20 protein-coding genes are annotated in these 21867 nt (G+C 63.0%); 7 read left to right on the forward strand and 13 right to left on the reverse strand.

Annotation, left to right across the window (positions count from 1 at the left end):
• Positions 1–230 (forward strand): hypothetical protein (locus tag JOZ06_RS09840; RefSeq protein WP_293231914.1); only part of this gene is annotated, 230 nt, incomplete at its 5' end.
• A gap of 289 nt (positions 231–519) precedes the next feature.
• Positions 520–1125, forward strand: coding sequence for a glutathione S-transferase (locus JOZ06_RS09845; RefSeq protein WP_293231916.1), 606 nt, complete (start codon positions 520–522; stop codon positions 1123–1125).
• A 5-nt stretch (positions 1126–1130) separates the two neighbouring features.
• On the opposite strand, the gene JOZ06_RS09850 is transcribed toward JOZ06_RS09845, so the two are convergent.
• On the reverse strand, positions 1131–2039 hold the full coding sequence (locus JOZ06_RS09850; RefSeq protein WP_293231918.1) for a LysR family transcriptional regulator: 909 nt from the start codon (positions 2037–2039) through the stop codon (positions 1131–1133).
• A gap of 101 nt (positions 2040–2140) precedes the next feature.
• Between JOZ06_RS09850 and JOZ06_RS09855 the strand changes: the two genes are divergently transcribed.
• On the forward strand, positions 2141–2572 hold the full coding sequence (locus tag JOZ06_RS09855) for a carboxymuconolactone decarboxylase family protein (RefSeq protein WP_293231920.1): 432 nt from the start codon (positions 2141–2143) through the stop codon (positions 2570–2572).
• 4 nt (positions 2573–2576) lie between these two features.
• On the opposite strand, the gene pyk is transcribed toward JOZ06_RS09855, so the two are convergent.
• From pyk to JOZ06_RS09890, 7 genes are all read right to left on the reverse strand, one after another.
• Entirely contained in the window at positions 2577–3995 is a 1419-nt protein-coding gene (gene pyk / locus JOZ06_RS09860) for a pyruvate kinase (RefSeq protein ID WP_293231921.1), read from the reverse strand.
• A gap of 62 nt (positions 3996–4057) precedes the next feature.
• Positions 4058–5314, reverse strand: coding sequence for a tagaturonate epimerase family protein (locus tag JOZ06_RS09865; RefSeq protein WP_293231923.1), 1257 nt, complete (start codon positions 5312–5314; stop codon positions 4058–4060).
• A gap of 47 nt (positions 5315–5361) precedes the next feature.
• The gene (locus JOZ06_RS09870; protein ID WP_293231925.1) at positions 5362–6666 is read right to left on the reverse strand and encodes an MFS transporter; all 1305 of its coding nucleotides are present in this window, start codon (positions 6664–6666) and stop codon (positions 5362–5364) included.
• A 104-nt stretch (positions 6667–6770) separates the two neighbouring features.
• Complete coding sequence (uxaC, locus tag JOZ06_RS09875; RefSeq protein ID WP_293231927.1) at positions 6771–8165, reverse strand: glucuronate isomerase; 1395 nt, start codon at positions 8163–8165, stop codon at positions 6771–6773.
• Between the two features lie 25 nt (positions 8166–8190).
• Positions 8191–9045, reverse strand: coding sequence for an SDR family oxidoreductase (locus tag JOZ06_RS09880; protein WP_293231929.1), 855 nt, complete (start codon positions 9043–9045; stop codon positions 8191–8193).
• A gap of 2 nt (positions 9046–9047) precedes the next feature.
• Positions 9048–10097, reverse strand: a complete 1050-nt coding sequence (gene uxuA, locus JOZ06_RS09885; RefSeq protein ID WP_293231931.1) for a mannonate dehydratase — start codon at positions 10095–10097, stop codon at positions 9048–9050.
• Between the two features lie 54 nt (positions 10098–10151).
• Positions 10152–11150, reverse strand: coding sequence for a sugar kinase (locus JOZ06_RS09890; protein ID WP_293231933.1), 999 nt, complete (start codon positions 11148–11150; stop codon positions 10152–10154).
• Between the two features lie 209 nt (positions 11151–11359).
• Here JOZ06_RS09890 and JOZ06_RS09895 point away from each other — a divergent pair, with 209 nt between their 5' ends.
• The 3 genes from JOZ06_RS09895 to JOZ06_RS09905 all read left to right on the forward strand — a co-directional run bounded on the left by JOZ06_RS09895 (position 11360) and on the right by JOZ06_RS09905 (position 15099).
• Entirely contained in the window at positions 11360–12049 is a 690-nt protein-coding gene (locus JOZ06_RS09895; protein WP_293231935.1) for a FadR/GntR family transcriptional regulator, read from the forward strand.
• Positions 12050–12215: 166 nt separating this feature from the next.
• Positions 12216–13385, forward strand: a complete 1170-nt coding sequence (locus tag JOZ06_RS09900) for a porin (protein ID WP_293231937.1) — start codon at positions 12216–12218, stop codon at positions 13383–13385.
• 94 nt (positions 13386–13479) lie between these two features.
• A complete protein-coding gene (locus JOZ06_RS09905; RefSeq protein WP_293231939.1) occupies positions 13480–15099 on the forward strand; it encodes a methyl-accepting chemotaxis protein in 1620 nt (539 codons plus the stop codon).
• Between the two features lie 14 nt (positions 15100–15113).
• On the opposite strand, the gene JOZ06_RS09910 is transcribed toward JOZ06_RS09905, so the two are convergent.
• From JOZ06_RS09910 to JOZ06_RS09925, 4 genes are all read right to left on the reverse strand, one after another.
• Positions 15114–15428, reverse strand: a complete 315-nt coding sequence (locus tag JOZ06_RS09910) for an AzlD domain-containing protein (protein ID WP_293231941.1) — start codon at positions 15426–15428, stop codon at positions 15114–15116.
• Positions 15425–16126: an AzlC family ABC transporter permease gene (locus JOZ06_RS09915; RefSeq protein ID WP_293231943.1), complete on the reverse strand. Its 702-nt coding sequence runs from the start codon at positions 16124–16126 to the stop codon at positions 15425–15427. Before JOZ06_RS09915 ends, JOZ06_RS09910 begins: the two co-directional genes overlap by 4 nt.
• A gap of 96 nt (positions 16127–16222) precedes the next feature.
• Positions 16223–17050 carry an AraC family transcriptional regulator gene (locus JOZ06_RS09920; RefSeq protein WP_293231945.1) on the reverse strand — a complete coding sequence of 276 codons (828 nt, stop codon included), beginning with the start codon at positions 17048–17050 and terminating at the stop codon, positions 16223–16225.
• Positions 17051–17098: 48 nt separating this feature from the next.
• Positions 17099–18739: a methyl-accepting chemotaxis protein gene (locus tag JOZ06_RS09925; protein WP_293231947.1), complete on the reverse strand. Its 1641-nt coding sequence runs from the start codon at positions 18737–18739 to the stop codon at positions 17099–17101.
• A 232-nt stretch (positions 18740–18971) separates the two neighbouring features.
• Between JOZ06_RS09925 and JOZ06_RS09930 the strand changes: the two genes are divergently transcribed.
• Entirely contained in the window at positions 18972–20585 is a 1614-nt protein-coding gene (locus JOZ06_RS09930) for a methyl-accepting chemotaxis protein (protein ID WP_293231949.1), read from the forward strand.
• Positions 20586–20660: 75 nt separating this feature from the next.
• On the opposite strand, the gene JOZ06_RS09935 is transcribed toward JOZ06_RS09930, so the two are convergent.
• Positions 20661–21812 carry a radical SAM protein gene (locus tag JOZ06_RS09935; protein WP_293231951.1) on the reverse strand — a complete coding sequence of 384 codons (1152 nt, stop codon included), beginning with the start codon at positions 21810–21812 and terminating at the stop codon, positions 20661–20663.
• Between the last annotated feature and the right edge of the window lie 55 nt (positions 21813–21867).

The following is a 21867-nucleotide window of genomic DNA, read 5'->3' on the forward strand; positions in this document are numbered from 1 at the left end:
GCCTGCTGAAGATGAAACTGCCATTGCCGGGCAAGCCGGACCATCAAACCACCGAGCTGCTGCTTAGCATCCGGCCTGCCGGCAGCGCGCGCGAAAGCCAATTGCGCTTGCGGTTGCAACGGACCGTTTGGGATAGCAACGGCAACGCACGGACGATGTTGTGCGGAAATCTCGAGGATTACCGCCGCGTGGTCACGGAAATTCGCAAAAGCGCTCTAGGGACCCTCTGAACAAGTTATTTGCCCCTGCGGCGGCCCCTGGCGGGATGGGATGCGCGGCGCGGGGCGCAGTGGATGGTCACTCCATCCACAAGCCGCGCAACAAAGCAGACCGACCGCCAGGCGCCGCCCCGAAGGGTTTGGCCAACAACAGGCCGCCTGACGGCGTTGCGCTCCTTGGCATCGCAGAATGACTGCGACCGGCGTCGCGCGCCTTGCATTCGGCCTGTTGTTGACCAAACGCGGCGGCAAATAACTTGTTCAGAGGGTCCCTAACATCGCACCACCGGGAGGAACTGCCATGCAATTGATCGGCATGCTCGATTCGCCATATGTTCGCCGCGTCGCCATTACGCTGCACCAGCTGCACTATTCGTTCGAACACCGCTCGATTTCGGTTTTTCGCCAAATGGACCTGTTCCGCCAAATCAACCCGGTGATCAAGGCGCCGACGCTCGTGTGCGACGATGGCACGGTGCTGATGGAGTCGACGTTGATTTTGGACTATATCGCCGCCGAGACCGGCAAGGATTTGCTGCCGGCCGATTTGGCGGCGCGGCGGCATGCGCTGCGCGCGGTGGGGCTGGCGCTGGTGGCGATGGAAAAGAGCGTGCAGATCGTTTACGAGTTGAATCTGCGGCCGGCTGATAAACAGCTGGGCAGTTGGATCGAGCGTATCGTCGAACAAGCCGCGGCCGCGTTCGCGTTATTGGAGACGGAAATTGCCACGCGGCGTCCGAATCCCGACGCGCTCGACCAGGCCGGCATTGCCGCCGCGGTGGCCTGGCGTTTCGCGCGCGAGATGCTACCTGCGCAGTTCGATTGGCAACGCTATCCGGCGCTGGCGCGCTGGAGCGAACAAGCCGAAGCGCTGCCGGCGTTTTTGGCGGCGCCGTTTAACGGCTAACCGGCTCAATGGGACGGCTTGGCCAAACGAGGATGGGCGGCGGAAAAAGCCAGCAAGTGGTCGAGCAGGACGCGGACCCGTGCCGGCAACGTGCGTTGCGGCGGCCATAGCGCATAGATCGGCAATGCGGCGCCCTGCCACAACGGTAGCGGGTTGCACAGTTGTCCCGTCTCAAGCGCGGACAGCGCGGCGGTGACCGGGCAATAGAGAATGCCGTGGCCCGCCTGGGCCATCTCGACGGCCAAGGCCATATCATTGACGCGCAACCGGACTTGACCGTCCGGGCGCAACGTCATCGTCTCGCCGTTATCGTGCCGCAGTCGCCAGGTGTGCATCGGCTCGGCGATGAGCAAGGTCTGTCGGGCCAGATCGTTGGGCGTTTGCAGCTTCGGCGCCCGGGCGAGATAGCCGGGCGACGCCACCAGCATGGTATGTCCCCATCCCAGCAGCCGCTGACCGAGTTGCGAGTCGGGCAGCTCTCCCACCCTGAGCGCCAAATCGGCGCCTAGCGCCAGCAGGTCCTCGCGCTCATTCGCCAAACGCAGTTCCAATTGAATATCCGGATAACGGCTGAGAAAGCTGCCCCATGCCTCGCGGTACAACACGCCGGCAAGCGTGATCGGCGCCAACACGCGCACGGCGCCGGCAGGACGGTTCAGTTCCGCGTCCAGCGATGCGGTCGCCTGCTGCAGCGAGGCGAGCAATGGCCGGCAACGTTCGAAGTATTGCCATCCCTCCCCTGTCGGCTGCATTCGCCGCGCGCTACGGTGCAGCAGCCGGCAACCCAAGGCCTGCTCCAGTTTTTGCAGTCGCCGCGTCAGTGTGGCCGCCGGCATGCCGAGCTTGCCGGCGGCTGCGTTCAGGCTGCCGCTTTCCACAATACAGACGAAGAGGGATAAATCGTCGAGCATCATTTCATATTTGCAATTTAATTATGAAATTTTAGCCGTATTTTCGAAAAACGTAATGAGATATCTTGGCGGCGTGAATTCATAACCGCCAAGAAGGAAATGCCATGAGCACATTACGTCAAGCTTATTTCACCCTGTCACCGGATGCCCTTGCCGGGCTTGTGCAAACCAAGCAGGCATTGGCGCAGAGCCCGCTGGGCGCGGCACTGATCGAGCTCGTTTACCTGCGCGTGTCGCAGATAAACGGCTGCAGTTATTGTTTGGAGATGCACAACGCGGCATTGCGCGGCCGCGATGTGCCGCAGGCGAAGCTGGATGCGTTGGCCGGCTGGCATGCCAGCCAACGCTTCAGCGAAAGGGAGCGCGCCGCGCTGCAGTGGGCCGAATCCCTGACATTGCTGCCAGTTTCCCACGCTGCGGACGCGGATTATACGCCGCTGACGGCGCATTTCTCGGCCAAGGAAATCTCCGATTTGACCTTCGCCATCGCGTTGATGAATACCTTCAACCGCATGGCGGTGGGCATGCGCCAGTAAACGGCTACTCGACCGTGGCGATGCGCAGCAGGTTGGTCGCCCCCGGGGTGCCGAACGGCAGCCCGGCGGTAATCACCACCGTGTCGCCGCTGTTGGCGAAGCCTTCATGCTTGGCCGCGCGGCAGGCGAAGTCGGTCATTTCGGTGACGTCGGCCACATCGTGGGTCAGCAGGGCGTGAATGCCCCAGACCAATCCCAACTTACGCGCGGTGGCGAGACGCGGCGTCATGCCGATGATCGGCGCGTGCGGGCGCTCGCGCGCCATGTGCAGCGCCGAATGGCCGGTGGTGGTGTAAGCGACGGTGGCTTGCGCGCTGAGAATGCCGGTCACGGCGCTCAACGCGCGGCCGATGGCGTCGGCGCTGGCGTTGGCCGGCGGCGTGCGCGAGGCGTCGATGGCTTCGCGGTAGTAGGGGTCGGATTCGGTTTGATGAATGATGCGGTCCATGATGGCCACGGCTTCCACCGGATAACGGCCCGAGGCCGATTCGGCCGATAGCATCACGGCATCGGCGCCGTCGTAGATCGCGGTGGCGACGTCCGAGGCTTCCGCCCGGGTCGGCACCGGCGCGGCCACCATCGAGTCCAGCATCTGGGTGGCGACGATCACCGGGCGGCCGCGCCGCCGGCATTGCCGCACGATGCGCTTTTGAATCGACGGCACTTGCTCGGCCGGCATTTCCACCCCCAGATCGCCGCGCGCCACCATGACCGCATCGGCGGCCTCGACGATGTCATCCAAGTGGGCGATGGCCGACGGTTTTTCCAGCTTGGCCACGATGCCGGCACGGTCTTGCACGATCTGCCGGATTTCGTGGATATCTTCCGGCCGTTGCACGAACGACAGCGCCACCCAATCCACTTCCAGTTTGAGGCCGAACGCCAAGTCGGCGCGGTCCTTTTCCGTCATGGCCGACAGCGACAGCACCACGTCGGGCACATTGACGCCTTTGCGGTCCGACAGCGGTCCGCCGGTGACCACTTCCGTCACGGCGTGCGCTTTGTCGCATTGCGTCACCTTCAGGCGGATCTTGCCGTCATCGAGCAGCAGATGGCTGCCCGGCTTCAGCGCGGCGAAGATTTCCGGGTGGGGCAGGGCGACGCGGTGCGCGTCGCCGGGCTCGTCGCGGCGCAGATCGAGTTGGAACGTCTGGCCGGCGGCGAGGGTGATCGGTCCGGCGCCGAAGGTGCCGATGCGCAGTTTCGGGCCTTGCAGGTCAAGCAGAATGCCGACCGGGCGGCCGCTGTCGCGCTCGATCTTCCGCAGCCAATCGACGCGCGCTTTATGGTCGTCATGGCTGCCGTGACTGAAGTTGAGGCGAAATACGTCGACGCCGGCGTCGAACAGGGCGCGGATGCTGGCCAGGTCCGGCGTGGCCGGGCCGAGCGTGGCGACGATTTTGGCTTTGCGCGTGCGATGCATGGGGGAGGTTCCGTCTAAAGGCAATCAAAAAAGCCCGGCCATATCGGCCGGGCCCAGGGGGATCAGCCGCGCGTGGGGAACACGCGTAGCAGGTGGCGCTGGAGAATGTTTTCCGTCACATTGCGGGCGATGCTGGCTTCGTTGGCGGCCAAGGCATTCAGATAGCGATCACCCAGCTCGGCGGCCACCTTGTAGCCGACGTGCAGCAGCTGGCGCAGGTCGGCGTTGTAGCGCGGTTCGTCCGGGATGTGACGCAGGGCCGCCACGAACGCGTCGGCACGCCATTCGTCCACTTCGCTCGGGTGCGGCAGGCGGGCGGGGTCGATGTCGATCACGCTGGCGTAGGGCGCGCACAGCGCCTCGCGGCGATGCCAGGCTTCGCGGTAGACGGTCTTGGCCACCTCCAGCCCTTCGCCGCCGGCTTCGGCCAGGCCGATCAGCTCCTCGAGCCAGGTGGTGCCGGCGGTCTTGAGGTGCAGCCCGGCGCCGGTATCGGCCAGTGCGCGGCGGATCGGTTCGTAGATGGAGAATTTGTCGCTGCCGGAGTGCACAGACAGCTTCAGGTTTTCCGGCAGGTCATAGCGTTGCACCACGTGGGCGATGACCGCGATGTCGGCGCGGAATTCGCGCTCGAACGCCGACGGGTCGCCGACATAGTTGACGCCCTTGTTGAAGCGGCCGGAGAAGCGCGGGGCGATGGTTTGCGCCGGAATACCCAGGTCGGCGATCAATACCAGGATCACCAACAGTTCCAGCGGTGTTTGCGGGGTATCGACCTCGTCCATCGACACCTCGACGATGAAGCTGCCTGCTTCGCGCCGGCTGAGGATGCGCTGGTAAATGGCCTGGGCTTCTTCGATCGGCGCCAGATACTGCGACACGATACGGTGCAGTTCCGGGTGATCGAGGGTCAGCTTGTCGGCCAGACCGGCGACGGTCAGTTCGCCCACGAGTTCGGGGTGGCGGCCGATGAAGGCGGCCACGCGCGCCGGATCGGCCGGCTGGCCAATGGCCTCGGCCACGTCGAGCGTGAAGAAGTCGCTGCTGTCGATGAAGCCGTCGACGGTGCTTAGGCGGATGTGGTCGGCATCGACGTGATAGGGTTGCTGCCAGCCCATCGCCTTGACCGCCGCGTCGGCGGCGGCGCGGACGGAGGCCGGTTGCGAGTGCACGATGTCGTGCTCGCGGAACGACTTGTTCCAGACCGGGACCACGTCGATGCCCAATGTGCGGCCTGCGATCAGCGCGGAGAGCTGGGCCTTTGCCTGATGGGCGAAGCGGTCGCCGACGCCCATGGAGTAGTGTTCGAGAGTCAACATGTCGATACCTAAATCAGTTGAGGCCGGGCCACCGGCCCGGCCGGGGGTTACAGGGCGCCGCCAGCCGGTTCGAGCTGTTCCGCGCTTTTGTTCACGCCCAGATGTGCCGGGCGGTTGAGCAGTACGTTCCATACCACGATGGCGCCGATGACATCGAAAGCGGCGAGGCAGACGAACAACGGACCGTAGCCGACGGTTTTGAGCAAGGCGCCGGAAATCAGCGTGAAAATGGTCGCGCCGAGCCATGCGGACATGCCGGTCAAACCGTTGGCGGTGGCGACTTCCTTCTTGCCGAACACGTCGGATGACAGCGTGATCAATGCGCCGGACAGCGATTGGTGCGCAAAGCCGCCGAGACAGAACAGCGCGATGGCGACGTAAGGACTGCTGACCAAACCGAGCAGGCCCGGCCCGATCATCATGAGGCCGCCCATGACCACAACCAGTTTGCGCGAGGTGATGAGGTCGACCTTGAAGTACTTCAGATAGAACGCCGGCAGGTAGCCGCCGACAATGCAGCCCATATCGGCCGCCAGGAACGGCATCCAGGCGAAGATGGCGATCTGCTTCAGGTTCATGTGATGCACGGTCATCATGTACAACGGAATCCAGAAGTTGAACGTCTGCCAGGCCGGTTCCGCCAGAAAGCGCGGAATGGCGATGCCCCAGAATTGGCGGCAGCCGACGATTTCACGCCAGGACGGCTTGTTATAGCTGTCGTCCTTGTGCTGTTCTTCCTGACCGGAAAGGATGTATTGGCGCTCCTCGTCGGATAGCGCTTTCTGATCGCGCGGGTGCTTGTAAAACTTGAGCCAGACCGCGGCCCAGATGAAACCGATGCTACCGGTAACGATGAACGCGCTTTGCCAGCCGGAGTGCAGGATGCACCATACCACCAGCGGCGGCGCGATCAAGCCGCCGATCGAGGAGCCGACATTGAACCAACCGGTGGCGATCGAACGTTCCTTGGCCGGGAACCACTCGGAAGAGGCTTTCAGCCCAGCCGGAATCACCGCCGACTCGGTCACGCCCAACAAGCCGCGGAAGAAGGCCAGCGACAGCCAGCCGCTGGCAAAACCGTGCAGCAGGTTAGCGGCGGACCAGCATACGGCGAACAGGGCAAAGCCGATTTTGGTGCCGAGGAAGTCGACCACGTAGCCAGCTACCGGTTGCATGAACATGTAACAGGCCTGGAAGGCCGCCACCACGTACGAATACTGCTGCGTGCTGATGTGCAGGTCGGTGATGAGTCTGGGCGCCGCGACGGCCAGCGAGTTGCGTGCCAGATAGTTGAGCACGGTGCCTAAGGTGACCAAGCTGATCATCCACCAGCGTAATCCTTTGATCTTCATTGTCTTCTCTCCGTGGTCCGGTCTCTCCCTGACCGAACCTGTCTGTGTCGTATTGTGTGTCGTCTCCCCGCCGCGCGGCGCCGGGGGCGCCGCGGTCAGGCGGATTAAAATCCGAAGTATTGCTTGGCGTTGCGGTAGCAGATGCCTTGCACGATGTCGGCCAAGGCGCTTTCCGACGCGGGGTATTCCCCGCCTTCCACCCATTGGCCGAGTTGGCGGCACAGCAGGCGGCGGAAATAATCGTGACGCGGATAGGATGCGAAGCTGCGCGAGTCGGTGACCATGCCGACAAAGGTGCCGAGCACGCCATGACAGGCCAGGGTGCGGATCTGCTCCAGATTGCCGTCGCGGTGATCGTTGAACCACCAGGCCGGACCGAACTGCAGCTTCCCGGCGATCGAGCCGTCCTGGAAGTTGCCGAGCATGGTCGAGAGGATGGCGTTCATCGACGGGTTGAGGCAGAACAGCATGGTCTTGGGCAGCGCGCCCTCGCTATCGAGCGCATCCAACAGCGCGGCGATGCCGGCGCTGCAGCTCATATCGGAAATCGAGTCGTAGCCGGTATCGGCGCCGAGGTGGGCGAATTGGCGGCGGTTGTTGTTGCGCTGCGCGCCGATGTGCAGGCACATCGCCCAATCGTGGCGGGCATAGTGCCGGCCGAGGTGCGCGAGCAGACCGGCCAGGTATTGGCCTAGTTCCACGGTATCGAGCTTGCGGCCGGCCAGCCGGTCGGCGAACAGGCGCGCCAGCGTCGCGTCGGTCGGCACGGCGGCCGGCAAGGCGATATCGACGGCGTGGTCGCTGATGCGGGCGCCACGGTCATGGAAGAACGCGATGCGGCGCGCCAGCGCCTCGATCAGGTTGGCGAACGAATCGATTGCGACGTCGGCGGCCGCGCCCAGTCGTTGCAGATAGTCGATGAAGCCGTCGTCGTTGACGCGCATCGCCTTGTCCGGACGGTAGGCCGGCAGCACGCGCGTCTTGAGCGGCATCTCGGCGATGCGGGCGTGGTCGGCCAGATCGTCGGCCGGGTCGTCGGTGGTGCAGGCGATTTCCACCTTGGCCTGTTCCAGGAAACGCCAGCTGTCCATGCCGGCCAAGCGCGCGTTGAGCTCGTCCCACAGCCGCGGCGCCGATTCGGCGTTGATCGTGTCCTGCAGGCCGAAAATACGGCGCAGCTCCAGATGACTCCAGTGGTAGATCGGATTGCCGATCGCTTGCGGCAGCACCCGGCAGAACGCCAGGAATTTGTCGCGCGCGGCGGCCGGGCCGGTGATCTGGGTTTCGGCGACGCCGGCCGAGCGCATCAGCCGCCATTTGTAATGATCGCCGCCCAGCCACAACTCGGTGATGTCGGCGAAACGCTTGCGCGCCGCGATTTCCTTTTGTTGCAGATGGGAGTGGTAGTCGATGATCGGCAAGTCGGCGGCCACCTCGTGATACAGCCGGCGCGCAACGTTTGTGTCGAGCAGAAAATCATCGTTCATGAAGTCGGTCATGTCAGTGCTCTCCTGTCTCCCGGCGTTAAACGCCGGAGTAGGCGGCAAACCCGCCGTCGATCGGCACCACCACGCCGTTGACGAAGCTCGATGCATCGTCGCAGACCAGCCACAACAGCGTGCCGATCAGCTCCTCGGTCTTGCCGAAACGCTGCATCGGGGTGTGGGCGATGATCTTGTGCGCGCGGGCGGTGTAATCGCCGGTGGCTTCGTCGATCAGCAGCTTGTGGTTCTGCTGCGTCAGGAAAAAGCCCGGCGCCAGCGCGTTGACGCGGATGCCGACGCGCGAGAAGTGCACGGCCAGCCACTGGGTGAAGTTGCTCACCGCCGCCTTGGCGCCGCTATAGGCCGGAATCTTGGTCAGCGGGCAGAAGGCGTTCATCGACGAGATGTTGATGATGCTGGCGTGGGGCCGGCCGAGCATTTGCTTGGCGAAGATCTGCGTCGGCAGCAAGGTGCCGAGGAAATTGAGGTTGAAGACGAATTCGACGCCCTTGGGGTCGAGGTCGAAGAAGGTGGTCAGTTCCGGATCGTCCAGATCGTTGGGTTCCAGCCACTCCTTGGTGGTGGTGCCCTTCGGATGGTTGCCGCCGGCGCCGTTGAGCAATAGATCGCACGGGCCGAGCACTTGTTTCACTTGTTCCGCCGCCGCTTCCAGCGAGGCGCGGCTGAGCACGTCGGCGGCGATGCCGATCGCTTGGCAACCCTGCTCGCGCAGTTTGGCGGCGGCAGCTTCGGCGGCCTCGCCGTTCAGGTCCAGCAGCGCCACGGCGGCGCCGCTATGCGCCAGCGCCCCGGCCAGCTCGCTGCACAGCACGCCGCCGGCGCCGGTTACGACCGCCACGCGGCCCTTCAGATCGATTTGGAACGGAAGTTTCATCTTCATTCTCCTTGCTTGGCCTTGGCGATGCCTTCCCACAGGCCATTGAGGTAAACCGCGCCGAGCGCCCGATCGTACAGGCCATAGCCCGGCTTGCCGGTCTCGCCCCAGATCATGCGGCCATGGTCGGGCCGAGCGTAGCCGTCGAAGCCGGCCTCATAATAGGCGCGCACGATCGCGCCCATGTCGAGCGAGCCATCGTCCGAGCGGTGGCCGGTTTCGAAGAAATCGCCGTCTTCATTGGTCTTGACGTTGCGCAGGTGGGCGAAATGGATGCGTCCTTGGCCGGCGAATTCGCGCACCATGGCGACGATGTCGTTGTGGCAATCCGCGCCGAGCGAGCCGGAACACAGCGTCAAGCCGTTGGCCGGGTGGTCGACGATGGCCAACAGCCGCGCCAGGTCCTCGCGGTTCTTGACGATACGCGGCAGTCCGAAGATGGGGCGCGGCGGATCGTCCGGGTGGATGGCCATGCGGATGCCGACTTCGGCCGCCACCGGGATGATCTGCTTGAGGAACACCGTCAGGTTGTCCCACAACTGCGCTTCGCCGACCTGGGCGTATTCGGCCAGCAGGGCTTTCAGCTCTTCCGGGCGATAGCTGCTGTCCCAGCCGGGTAGCGAAATGCCTTGGCTCACGTCGATGCGTTCCACCTCCTCGGTGCTAAAGGCGAGCGTGGTCGAACCGTCCGGCAATTCCATCGCCAGCGTGGTGCGGGTCCAGTCGAATACCGGCATGAAGTTGTAGCAGATCACCTTGATGCCGCAGGCCGCCAGATTGCGGATGCTTTGGCAGTAATTGGCGATCAGGCGCGCGCTCGTCGGTTTGCCGAGCTTGATGTCTTCGTGCACCGGCACGCTCTCGATCACATCCAGCGCCAGGCCGTGGGCGTTGACCTTGTCCTTGAGGGCTTGGATTTTGTCGACCGGCCAAACTTCGCCGACCGGAACGTCGTACAGCGCCGAGACGATGCCGGTCATCCCCGGGATCTGGCGGATGTAGGCGAGTGTTACCGGATCGTCATCGCCATACCAGCGAAACGTCATCTTCATGTGTTGCTCCTGTCGATATCGGCCGCGCCAGGCGCGACCGTGTTGAATCTCTGTTTAGCGCTGCATGACCGCGCTATTGCGGCTGGCCAGTTGCAGAATGTCTTCCGCGCGCATCAGCGCGTGATCGCCGGGCAGCGAGTGCTTGAGCACGGCGCAGGCGGTGGCGAAGTCGGCGCATTGTTGCGCGCTTTGCTGCTGCAGCACCGCGTACAGCGCGCCGGCGCTGAAGGCGTCGCCGCCGCCGACCCGTTCCAAAATGTGCAGGTCGTATTCGCGCGAGACGCCGGTGCTGCCGTCCGGCGCCATGCAGCAGCCTTGGTAGCGATGGTGGTTATGGCTGAATACCAGACGGCGCGTCGCGGCAAAGTAGCGCGGGCCGACGCGGTCGCGCCATTGGCGCCAGCTGTCGAATAGCGCCGCCGGGCTGTCTTCGCGCGGGGCGAGTCCAAAGAGTCCCGTCATGTCGGCCGCGCCGGCCAGCAGCAGGTCCGCTTCCTGGGCGAAGCGGGCCAGCACCGGCCGCGCGCTGTCGTAATCCCACAGCTTGGAGCGGTAGTTGACGTCGAAGGCGATTTTGACGCCACGCTCACGCGCGGCGGCGGCCAGGAAAAACGCCAGTTCGCGCACCGCGTCGGATAATGCCAGCGTGATGCCGGAGACGTAGAACCAGCGTTGGCCGGCAAAGAGCGTGTCCAGATCGAGCGTTTCCTGGCGCAGGTAGTTGATGGCGGAATCGGCGCGGTCGTACACCACGCGGCTGGGGCGGGCATCGAAGCCGTTTTCGCAATAGTAGGTGCCGAGACGGTGCGGCAGCCGCTGAATGAATGCGGTGTCCATGCCGCTGGCGCGCAGCGCGGCGAGCGCCAGGTCGCCCAGCGCGTGCTGCGGCACCGCCGAGAGCATGCGCGTCGGCACGCCGAGCCCGGCCAGGGTGGCCAAGGTATTGGCCTCGCAGCCACCGACGTGGACGTCCAACTGGCGGGTCGCCGTCAACGTGCCCAGGTCGGGCGGGCTGAGGCGTAACAGGATTTCTCCCAAACCCAGAATGCTCATGATGTCTCCTGATGTGGTCTGCTGGCGTAGTGGCCTAGTGGTCAGACCAGTTGAGCGGATCATAGACCTAACAAATGGGAACCGACAAGGGGATCTCCTTAAGCTAGATCAAAAAACCTGCTGACGAAATGAAGATCGACGGTTAAGCCGGTTTCTTGGCATACTTGTGCGCTGCCAACCGCTTTCAAGCGTATCCACGTGGAGTTTCCATGGAATTGCCGACCCTCAAATCGGAACGTTTGTATCAAAAGATTTCTAATCTGCTCATCGATCGTATCCGTTCCGGGCAATTCGTTCCTGGCCAAGCGCTGCCGTCCGAGCGCGATTTGTCCAAGCAGATGGGCGTCAGCCGTTCTTCGGTGCGCGAAGCTTTGATCGTGCTGGAAATTTCCGGCTGGGTGGAGATTCGCACCGGCAACGGCGTGTTCGTCAAAGAAGCGCTGCCGTCGGACACGCCTAGCGTGGGCGACGAGGCGGGTGTGGTCGAGCTACTCAAGGCGCGCGAGGTGATCGAGGGCGAGATCGCGTGCCTTGCAGCGCTAAACGCCAGCGATGACCAGCGCGAGGAGCTTGCCGGCATCATGGAGGATATGCAGCACGAAACGGCGGACAATATCGAATTCCATGATCTGGACAAGCGCTTTCATATGCTCTTGGGCGACATGACCGGCAACCCGGTGCTGCGCGAACTGACCGAGTATCTGTGGAATAAACGCTACAGCCCGATCTTCATGCATTTCGAAACCTATTACGCCGGGCGCGATATCTCCGAGGATATGGCGCGCGACCACATCAAGATCGTCGAGGCCATTCAGGCGCGCGACGGCAAGGATGCCAAAAAGGCCATGCAGGCCCATTTGCGCCATGTTTACCAAAGCCTGTTCAAGGCGGCGGGCTGATCCGATCGTTGTAATTCCACAACATCCATAGGGTTGTTTGCCTCGGCGCGGGCGTCTACATGCTTGCGCCGCGCCGCAATGGTGATACTGTTGCCGCAGGTCTACTGGCCTGACCACTCTACCAGCAGGCCCCAGGACCAAAGATACCTAATTTGGAGACAGCGTCATGCAAAAGAAAACGCTCCTTGTCGCGCTCGGCGCGGCATTGGCTACACAGTGGGCATTCGCGGACTCGACGACCATCTATGGCGTCATGAGCGCATCGGTCGAATCGGCTTCCGCCACCGGCGGCACAACCACCTACCCGACGCAAACCCGGGTAGCGGACAACAACTCGCGTATCGGCTTCAAGGGCACCGAGGATCTGGGCAACGGCCTGCAAACGATCTGGCAGGTGGAAAACAGCCTGAAGTACTTCGAGCAGGGCGGCACCAACGATGCCGGCTCCAGCGCCACCTTCGCCACGCGCAACACCTTCGTCGGTTTGGCGAGCCCGGTCTGGGGGACCTTCCAGATGGGCTACTACGATTCGGCCTATAAGCGCTTGACCAACGGCGGCGTCAACGTCATGGGCGATACCGCGGCCGACATCGATGGCACCACCACCAACGTGGCGGCGATCTTCAGCCGCGGCGAAGCACGCTTGAAGAACTCGATCAACTATACCTCCCCGAGCTGGAACGGCTTGCAGGGCGGTATTTCCTACGGTTACGGCGAAAACCAGACCAGCACGCAGACCGGCGCGCGCAACCACTTGTCGTTGGCGGCGGCCTACACCTGGCAAGCGCTGCAAATCGGCGCCGGTTGGGACCGCACCTACAACACCGGCGGTTATCTGGGTTACTTCGCCGGCGTCAACGGCACCGGCTCGGTCAGCAACGGCTTGGCTTACAGCAATGGCCAAGACGTGACCTTCACCAAGCTGGTCGCCTCCTATAAATTCGCCAGCGGCACCTATGTGGGCGCAGGGGTCGAACACGGCGAATACGGCGTGGCCGGCAGTAGCGCCATGGGTCAAACCGGCTGGACCGTGGCTGCGGCGCAAGACATCGGCCCGGCTACCGTCAAGCTGTCCTACAGCAAACTCGGCAGCCTGAGCAACACTGCCACGCCGGATGCCTACCAGGCGACCGAGTGGGTGCTGGGTGGGGTGTACAACCTGTCCAAGTCGACTCAGTTGCTGAGCTACTACGCGCGCATCAAGAACAACGCCATGGCCAACGTCGATTTCGCCAACACGCCGCTGTACACCTCCGGCGTGGGCTCGTCCTCGGCCGTCTTGGCCCCGGGCAACCGCCTGTCGGTGTTCGGCTTGGGCATGAAGGTCTGCTTCTAAACCTTCGCATCGACCCGTCGGCCGGCCCCGTCTTATGGCGGGGCCGGCCGCTTCTGTCGCGCCGTTTGGCCATGACACTATCCGGAGGCTAAGGATGAAACTCCACACAAGACTGACCGTGCTTGTCATCGTCGCCGTGGCGGGGCTATTGCTGCTCGCCGCGTTCGCCGTGCAGCAGTTGCGGCAAACCATGCTGGCGGATCGCCAGGAAGAAATTCATGCCGTGTTGAACTTGGCGCGACAGCAGGTGTTCGCTTACCAGGCACTGGCGCAAAGCGGCAAGTTGAGCGAAGCGCAGGCCCAGGCGCAGGCGCTTGAGGCGCTGTCCAAGCTGCGCGACGGCAAGAAAAGCTATCTCTGGGCGCGTACTGTCGGGGCGCTCGGTTTGGTGCACCCCGATCCGCGCGTGATCGGCAAGGTCGATTACGGCAAGATCCTGCCCAATGGCAAGACCAACTGGCAGAAATACCTCGACGGGCTGGCCGGCAGCGACTTCGCCTATTTCATCGAGCCGACCAAACGTCCCGGCACCGAGGAGTGGGTCTCTAAGATGACGGGCGTGACGCATGTTGCCGGCTGGGAGTGGATCATTGGCTTCGGCGTATGGGCCGACGATATCGACAGCGCGTTTTGGTCGATGGTGTGGCGCTTCGTCGGTATGGGCGCGGTGATCGTGTTGCTGGTGACGAGTCTTGCCGTGATGATGAGCCGGCGCATCTACCGTCAGATCGGCGGCGAGCCCGCGTTTGCCGCCGAGGCGGCGCAAGCGATCGCCGATGGCGACCTCGCCCGGCCGCTGCCGGATCGCCATGGCCGGGAAAGTTTGCTCGGCGCCATGGCCAGCATGCAAGCGGGCCTGCGCCAGATGATCGAACAAATCCAGCATGCCGCCGGCGGCTTGAGTGGCGGCGCGACGCAATTGTCGGGGCAGATGGAAGCCATCACCCAGGCATCGCGGCAGTCTTCCGACGCCACGAGCGCAACCGCTTCGGCCATCGAGCAACTGTCGGTCAGTATTCAGCATATCTCCAATAGCGCGCGCGAAACCGAGCGCATGGCCGACTCGGTCAGCCAGCGCGCCACCGAAGGCGACCAGCTGGCGCGCCGTGCCGCTGACAACATCAAGCAGGTGGCGAGCCAGATGGATATCGCCTCGGCCCAAGTGGGCGGCTTGCTCGAACGCAGCAATCAGATCGGCAATATCGCCAACGTGATCAAGGAGATCGCCGATCAAACCAATCTATTGGCATTGAACGCCGCCATCGAGGCGGCCCGTGCCGGCGAAATGGGGCGGGGATTCGCCGTGGTGGCGGACGAAGTGCGCAAGCTTGCCGAACGCACCACGCAGGCGACCGATCAGATCGCCGGCATGATCGGCGATATTCAAAGCGAGACCGGCCGCGTCGTGACCAGCATGGGCGAGGTGGGACCGCGTGTCCTGGATGGCGCCGGCATGGTGGAAGAAGTGGCGTCGTCGCTCAGGGCGATCGCCGAAGGCATGGCGGAAAGCCTGGAAAAAGTGCGCGGCGTGGCCGTGGCGACGTCGCAGCAGACCGCCGCCAGCAATAGCGTGGCGCAGAACGTCGAGCGCATCGCGCAGATGGTCGAGGCCTCGTCCGCCTCGGTGCATACCGCGCACGGCGCGGTGAAGTCGCTCGACGATCTGGCGGCCTCGCTACGCCAATCGGTGTCGCGCTTCCGGCTGGCGGGGTGAGCGGTGTGATGCGCTCAACCCAGTCCGCGCATCACACCGTAGACGACGAAGCTCGCCACGATCGCCGGCAGTGTCTTGCCGCGCGGCAGCGCGACGGCAAGCGCCACCAGCGTGCCGACGAGATAGGCGTTGCGCGGCGAGACGTCGATATGGCCTTGCGGCGCCAGCGCCATGGGCACGATCAGCGCCGTGAGCACCGCCACCGGCACGAAGTGCAGTGCGCGGTTGAGCCAGGCGGGGAAGGCGATTTTGTCGCCGAAAACCAGAAAGCTCATGCGCGCGGCCTGGGTGACGGCCACCATGCCGAGCATCATCCACCACGTCGTCATCGCGCGTTCTCCCCGGTTTGACAGACCATACCGGCCGCGATCCCCGCCGCGGCCGCCACCATCAGATCCAGCTTGTACGGCAGGCCGTGCGTCCATAACGCGACCGAGCCGGCGGCCACGGCCGCGGCCAGATAGGGGAAGCGTTTCAATTGCGGCGCGAGGATCGCCGCGAAGGTGCCGACCATGGCGAAGTCCAGACCCCAATGCGCCAGGTTGGGCACGGCGCGACCAAGCAGCACGCCGACCAACGTCCACAGCAGCCAGTTGCCGTACATGGCGAGCGAGGAGCCGAGCCAATACCATTGGCCGCCGGCCGCGCCGCGTGTGCGCAGCCGATGCTCCACCACGGCGAAGGTTTCATCGGTGAGCCAGAAGGCCAACGGCGCGCGCCAAGCGAGCGGCCAGCCTCGGGCGTGGGGCAGTAAGGTGGCGCTGTAGAGCATATGACGCAGGTTGACCACGAACGTGGTGAGCCAGATCACCGGCAGCGCGGCGCCGGCACCGACCAAATTGACGGCGATAAATTGTGATGAGCCGGCAAATACCAGCACGGACATCGCCAGCGCGGTGACCGGCGTCAGCCCCATGGCCAGCGCGAAGGTGCCGAAGATAAGGCCAAACGGCGCGGCGCCGACCATCATCGGCAGCGTATCGCGCGCGCCCTGCCACAGCAGTGCGCGGGAATGCATCGGGGACATGATATTTCTCCTGGTGAACGGCATGTATGTCCCATGCCTTCCCGCAGTTTGGCCGATGATTTTTCTGTCTGTCTTGAACGATTTTGCAGGCAGACCCTAGCGCATCGTTCGCTGATAGCGGCCCGGCGGCGTGCCGACAATGCTGCAAAAGACGCGTGTCAGGTGGGCTTGGTCGGCAAAGCCCAGAGTCTGGGCCACCTCGCCCGGCGGCATGCCGCTGGCGAGCAGGCCCCGGGCACGGCTGACCCGCAGCTGATTGCGCCAGGCTACCGGGGAGAGGCCGATGCGGCGTTTGAATTGGCGGCATAGCTGCCAGGGCGACAGGCCAACGGTTTGGGAGAGCGTGTTGAGCGACAGATTGCCGCCCGGATCGTCGGCCAGCATCTGTTGCGCCTTGCTCACTGCGTTCCCGGCGTCGGGAACGGCTTGCGGCCGTACCGCCATGTGACGCTGCAGTACTTGAGCAAAGACCGCTTGCAGTGCGGCCTCCCGCTGTAAGCAATCGCTGCTCGTACGCAGCAGGCCGTGCAATAGATTCAACTGTTGGGCGAGCCACCCGTCCAGGACGACCGTCTGACGAAAATAAGGGTTGATGCCGGTTTGTCCGCTGATTTCCCGGGCCAGACGCTGCAACAGGGACGCGCTCGGGTAGTAGCCGCGATAGGCCCAGCCGGTTTCATGCGCCGTTTGTCCGGTGTGCACTTCTCCGGGGTTGATCAGGACCAGCGCGCCGACCCCGGCGAGATGGGTGCCGCCGCGGTGGCGATAAGACTGGGCGCCAAGCGTCAGGGCGTTCACCACGTACTCCTCATGGAAGTGCGGGGGGAAGACCCGTTGGCTGTAGCTGGCATCGAGATATTCGAGCCGGCCGATATCGTCGGCGCGGAAAAAATCCGACTTGTCAGTAGCGCGCGGTGTTGTCATGCGTCCAGTGTAAAACAGGACCGGCTGCTTGGTGGGGAAAGCCTGATGTCATACTTGGAAATAACTTACCGCCTGGCGCAGCGTGTCCGACAGGGTTTTCACTTTGCCGGCCGACTCGGCGTTATGGCGCGCCGTGCTCTCGGTGTCTTCCGCCATGTTGGCAATACGCGCCACATGCCCGGCAATATTGTTGGCGGCGCCGACCTGCTCTTGGCTGGCGTTGGCCACCGACAGCGCCTGCTCGCGCGAGTCGCCGGCCTGGCGCTGGATCTGTTGCAGCACCTCGGTGGCCTCGTGCGCCAGGGTCTGGCTGTGTTGGACGCGCGGCAAGGTGTCCGCCATCGCTTGCACCGCCAGTTGCGTGTCGTGTTGGATGGCCTCGATCATGCGCGAGATTTCGGTGGTGGCCTCCGAAGTTCTTTCCGCCAAGCGCCGCACTTCATCGGCCACCACGGCAAAGCCGCGGCCGCTTTCGCCGGCGCGCGCCGCTTCGATGGCAGCGTTGAGCGCCAGCAGATTGGTCTGGTCGGCAATGTCGTTGATGGACGAGGTGATCGAGCCGATTTCCTTCGATCGCTCGACCAGCGTCTGGATGCGCTCGGACGAGCGGGTGACTTCCGTGACGATGGTCTCGACTTCCTGCGAGACTTGCTGCACCACCTCGTGCCCCTCGCGCGCCAGTGTTTCGGTGCGTTGCGCGTTCTCTTCGGTATGGCGGGCGATGCCGGAGACGGCATGAACGCTTGCGGTCATCTGTGTGATGGCGTGCGCCATCTCGCTGCTGAGATCGGCCTGTTGGCGCGACGCCAGGCTGACGTCGTTGCTGTATGTGGAAAGCTCGCCCGCTTGACTCGACAAGCGCTCGATGTCGTCGCGAATAGCGCCGACGATGCCGCCCAGCCGCGTTTGCATGGTGGCGAGCGAGCCTAATACGTTGCCGGACAGGCGGCTATCGGCGGCGATATCGACCCGAAGATCTCCTGAAGCAAAACGCTCGACAATGTGCACGGCGGTTTTAGGCTCGCCGCCGATCTGACGGCGCACGCGGCGGATGATGGCCAAGCTTAGCCCCGCGACCGCCAGGCCGATGGCTAACAGAAAGGCCAGCGACTGTAGCGTCGAGCTCAACACGACCTGATCGATGTCGTCGATGTAGATGCCGGTGCCTAGCCACCAGCCCCAGGGCGCGAATTCCATCGCATAGGACAGTTTGGGTACCGGGGTGGTGCCGCCCGGTTTAGGGAAAAGATAATCGATGTACGCTTGGTGGTTTTGCTGCAGCAACGCGATCCATTGTTTGATATACGGTTTGCCGGTGGGATCGACCGTGGCATAGAAATTCTTGCCCTCGCGTTCCGGCTTGGCGCCATGCATCAGGTTGGTCCCGGAAAAGTCGTAAATGAAGTAATAGTCGCGGTTGTCGCCGTAGCGGCTTTTGCGCAGGTTGTCCTTCGCTTGTTTCTGCGCCTGCGCCAGCGTGAGCTTGCCGGCTTGATAGAGCGCGTATTGCTGTTTGACTTCGCCCATGGCCGTCTGCACCAGCGTCTGCAGCTGTTGCTGTTTCTCGGCCAGGATATGCGCGCGCAATTGGATGACCGAGAACACGCCGTATATGACGAGACCGAGCATCATGCCGATCAGCATGGTGAGCAATTGGCGGTTAAGTGACCATTCGGATCGCTGTTGCATGACCAAGCCCCTAGTTATTATGAATAGTCAGCATAGAGCACAAATGACGATCTGATTGTGGCGTATGCTCTGATCGGCATGTTTACAACGGCCGTTATGCTGCATAAATAAAATGGAGTTGTGACGACTTAAAAACATAAAAACTTAACGGTAATACGGCTGTCATCGGTGAAAATGGCGGCCTAACCACATGTTATTTCCTCCTCATGACTTTGTGAAAAAAGGACTTTGCATGAGCGTCAAACGCCGGCTGATGACCATCACCCTCATCAGTTTTCTAGGAACATTAGCCCTGTCGGCTATCGCCCTCTATTCGCTCAATAGCGCGCTCATGCAGGAGAAGCGGCAGCAGATCGTGACGCTGCTGGGACAGTCGCAGGCCGTGTTGAGCCATTTCGCCGATCTGGAGCAAACGGGCAAACTGCCGCGCGCCGATGCCCAACGCCAAGCCCGTCAGGCGCTGACGATGCTGCATCATGGCGAGACGTATTTCTTTGTCCGCGATAGCGACAATCGCATGCTGGTGCACGTCGACCCGAAGCGGGTCGATAAGATCGACGATGGCGGCAAATCGCCGGACGGCAATATGACGGTGGTGGAGGCATATAACCAGGCGTTGCAGTCGAGCGAATTCGCCTTCGCCACCGCGATGGCCAACCATGTCGGACAAACGGAGAAGGTACCCAAGCTCAATGGCGTGTACCGGTTCGCGCCGTGGGGATGGCAGGTGGGTACCGGCGTGTTCCTGGACGACGCGCAGTCGACCTTTTGGCACGACGCGATCCTGCTGTTGGCGGTGACGCTGTTGGTGCTGCTGACGGTGCTATTCTTTTCCGGCATCATGGCGCGGCAGATTTTCGGCGCGCTTGGCGGCGAGCCGGATTATGCGGCGCGGATGATGGCGAGCATCGCCGATGGCGATCTGTCGCAAGACATCGTCTTCCAGAAGGAAGGTCAAAGCCTGTTGGCCGCCATGCATCACATGCAGCAAGGCCTGCGGCGATTGATCGAGAAAATCAACCTGTCTTCCGCCTCGATGCGCGATTCGGCCTCGGCGTTGGCGCAACAAATGCGGCAGCTCGATGGCGTTTCGGGTAATGCGCAGGATTCGACCTCATCCGCGGCGGCGTCGATCGAGCAACTGTCGGTGAGCATCGATCACATTCGCGACCAGGCCACCCATAACGAGACGGCGTCTCAGGCGATGGCTGCGGCCGCGCTCAGCGGCGAGCAGACGGCGCGCCAGGCGGCGCAGGGCATCGAAGCGATTTCGACCGAGATTCAAGAGACGGGCGGCTTGGTCGTCTCGCTGGCCGAGCGCACGCGCAGTATCAGCGGCATCACCAGCACCATTCGCGACATCGCCGACCAGACCAACCTGTTGGCGTTGAATGCCGCCATCGAAGCGGCGCGCGCGGGCGAAATGGGACGTGGTTTCGCCGTGGTCGCCGACGAGGTGCGCAAGCTCGCCGAGCGCACCGCGAGTGCCACCAGCGAAATTACCCAGATCATCGGTTCGGTGGTGGGCGAAACCGATCAAGCCTCGACCCGGATGTCGACCATCGTGCCCAAGATGGCCGAGGGGGCCGAGCAGGTGCGCCAGGCGGCGTCGGCGTTGCAGGAGATCAACCAGCATATCGCGGAAAACATGACCCGCAGCAGCGAAGTCGCGCATACCATGGGTGAACAGAGCCAGGCCGGCATGACCATCGCGCAAAGCGTGGAGAAGGTGGCGGCGGTGGCGGAAGAAACCCACCGCGCGGTGGAGATGGCGGAAAACGTGGCGCACAAGATCGACGGCACTGCCGGCGAACTGCATCAGTCCGTTTCCCGCTTCAAGCTGTAGGCCTAGGGTGCTGTCTGCACACCTTTTGCGGCTGCGGCCGGTGGGCGCCCGGCCTCAGCGGGCGCCCGTTCTGGGTTACGGCATGATTTCGACGTATTCGTACACTTCGCAGTCGGTGATCTCCTTGCGCAACGCCAGGGGCAGGCTGGCGAACCACGCTTGCGGGTCGTGGCGGTCGATTTCCTCGCCCATGAAGCGCACCAATTCGCAGATCCGGTCGGTGACGCGTTCGCGGTAATCCAGATCGTTCTTGACGTAGGCCAGATACAAATTCTTCATACAATTGCCCCGGCACCAGGCGAAGGCTTCGCACGACTCACAGGGCATGGCCGGGTCGCGTTGCAGCGGGCTTCTTCTTAGCCAATTGTCTTGAATGTCGCCTTGGCGCATTTCCGGCAAATGCATCAAGTCGGGGCAGGGGTAAATGCGGCCGTCCGGCATGACGTTGAGGATGTGCGTCGACACGCGGCACTGGGTTTGACCGGCATAGCGTTCCTGCGCGCGTTGCGGGATGACTTTGTTGCGCACCATGCCCATGAGGGGAATGATGGGGAACAAGCGATCGCGCGATGCAAAGAAATAATCGATCAACTGTTTAAGCACGGCCTTGCGTTTGTCCATGTCCGCCGGCGCGTAGGCTTCTCCGGCGACGAACTGAAAATAAACATAGTCGAAGCGCTCGCTCAGCTCGCGCAGTTCCTCAAACCCTGTCTCGCTGCTGCTCCAGGTGACGCGCGCCGTCAGGGTGCCGCCGACACGGTCGCGCACCGCCGCCACGTTCTTCAGTACTTGCCGGTAAATGCCGCGTCCGCGGTAGCCGTCGGTCACTGCTTCGCCGCCATCGATCGACACCAGGATATTGGATAGTCTGGTCAGCACGTCGTCCGGCAGATCGTCGAGCAGCGTGCCGTTGGTCTGCAGTTGGAAGCGGAAGTGCGGATGGCGCGCCATCACTTCGGTGATGAAGCCGCGATTGAGCGTCGGTTCGCCGCCGTAGAAGGTGACATAGGTGTCGTAACCGTCCAGGTGGGTGGCGATGAAGCGGTCGAGCGCTTCTGGCGTATAGCTGACATTGCCTTGCGATTCACGCACGTCGCCCTCGGCGATGGAGCAATAGGTGCATTTCAGATTGCAACGCAGCGTGGTCAGCAATTGCAGCTCGACGCGGCTGCCGACAATGGCCGGTTGCGCCGCATCGGCCGGCGACGGCTGTCGTATCAATTCCATGGTTTTCATAACGCTATTTATTTGTTCTCCAGCGAAGGTGTCGAACGCGATGCCT

The organism is Paludibacterium sp. (assembly GCF_019232825.1).
GTDB lineage: Bacteria > Pseudomonadota > Gammaproteobacteria > Burkholderiales > Chromobacteriaceae > Paludibacterium.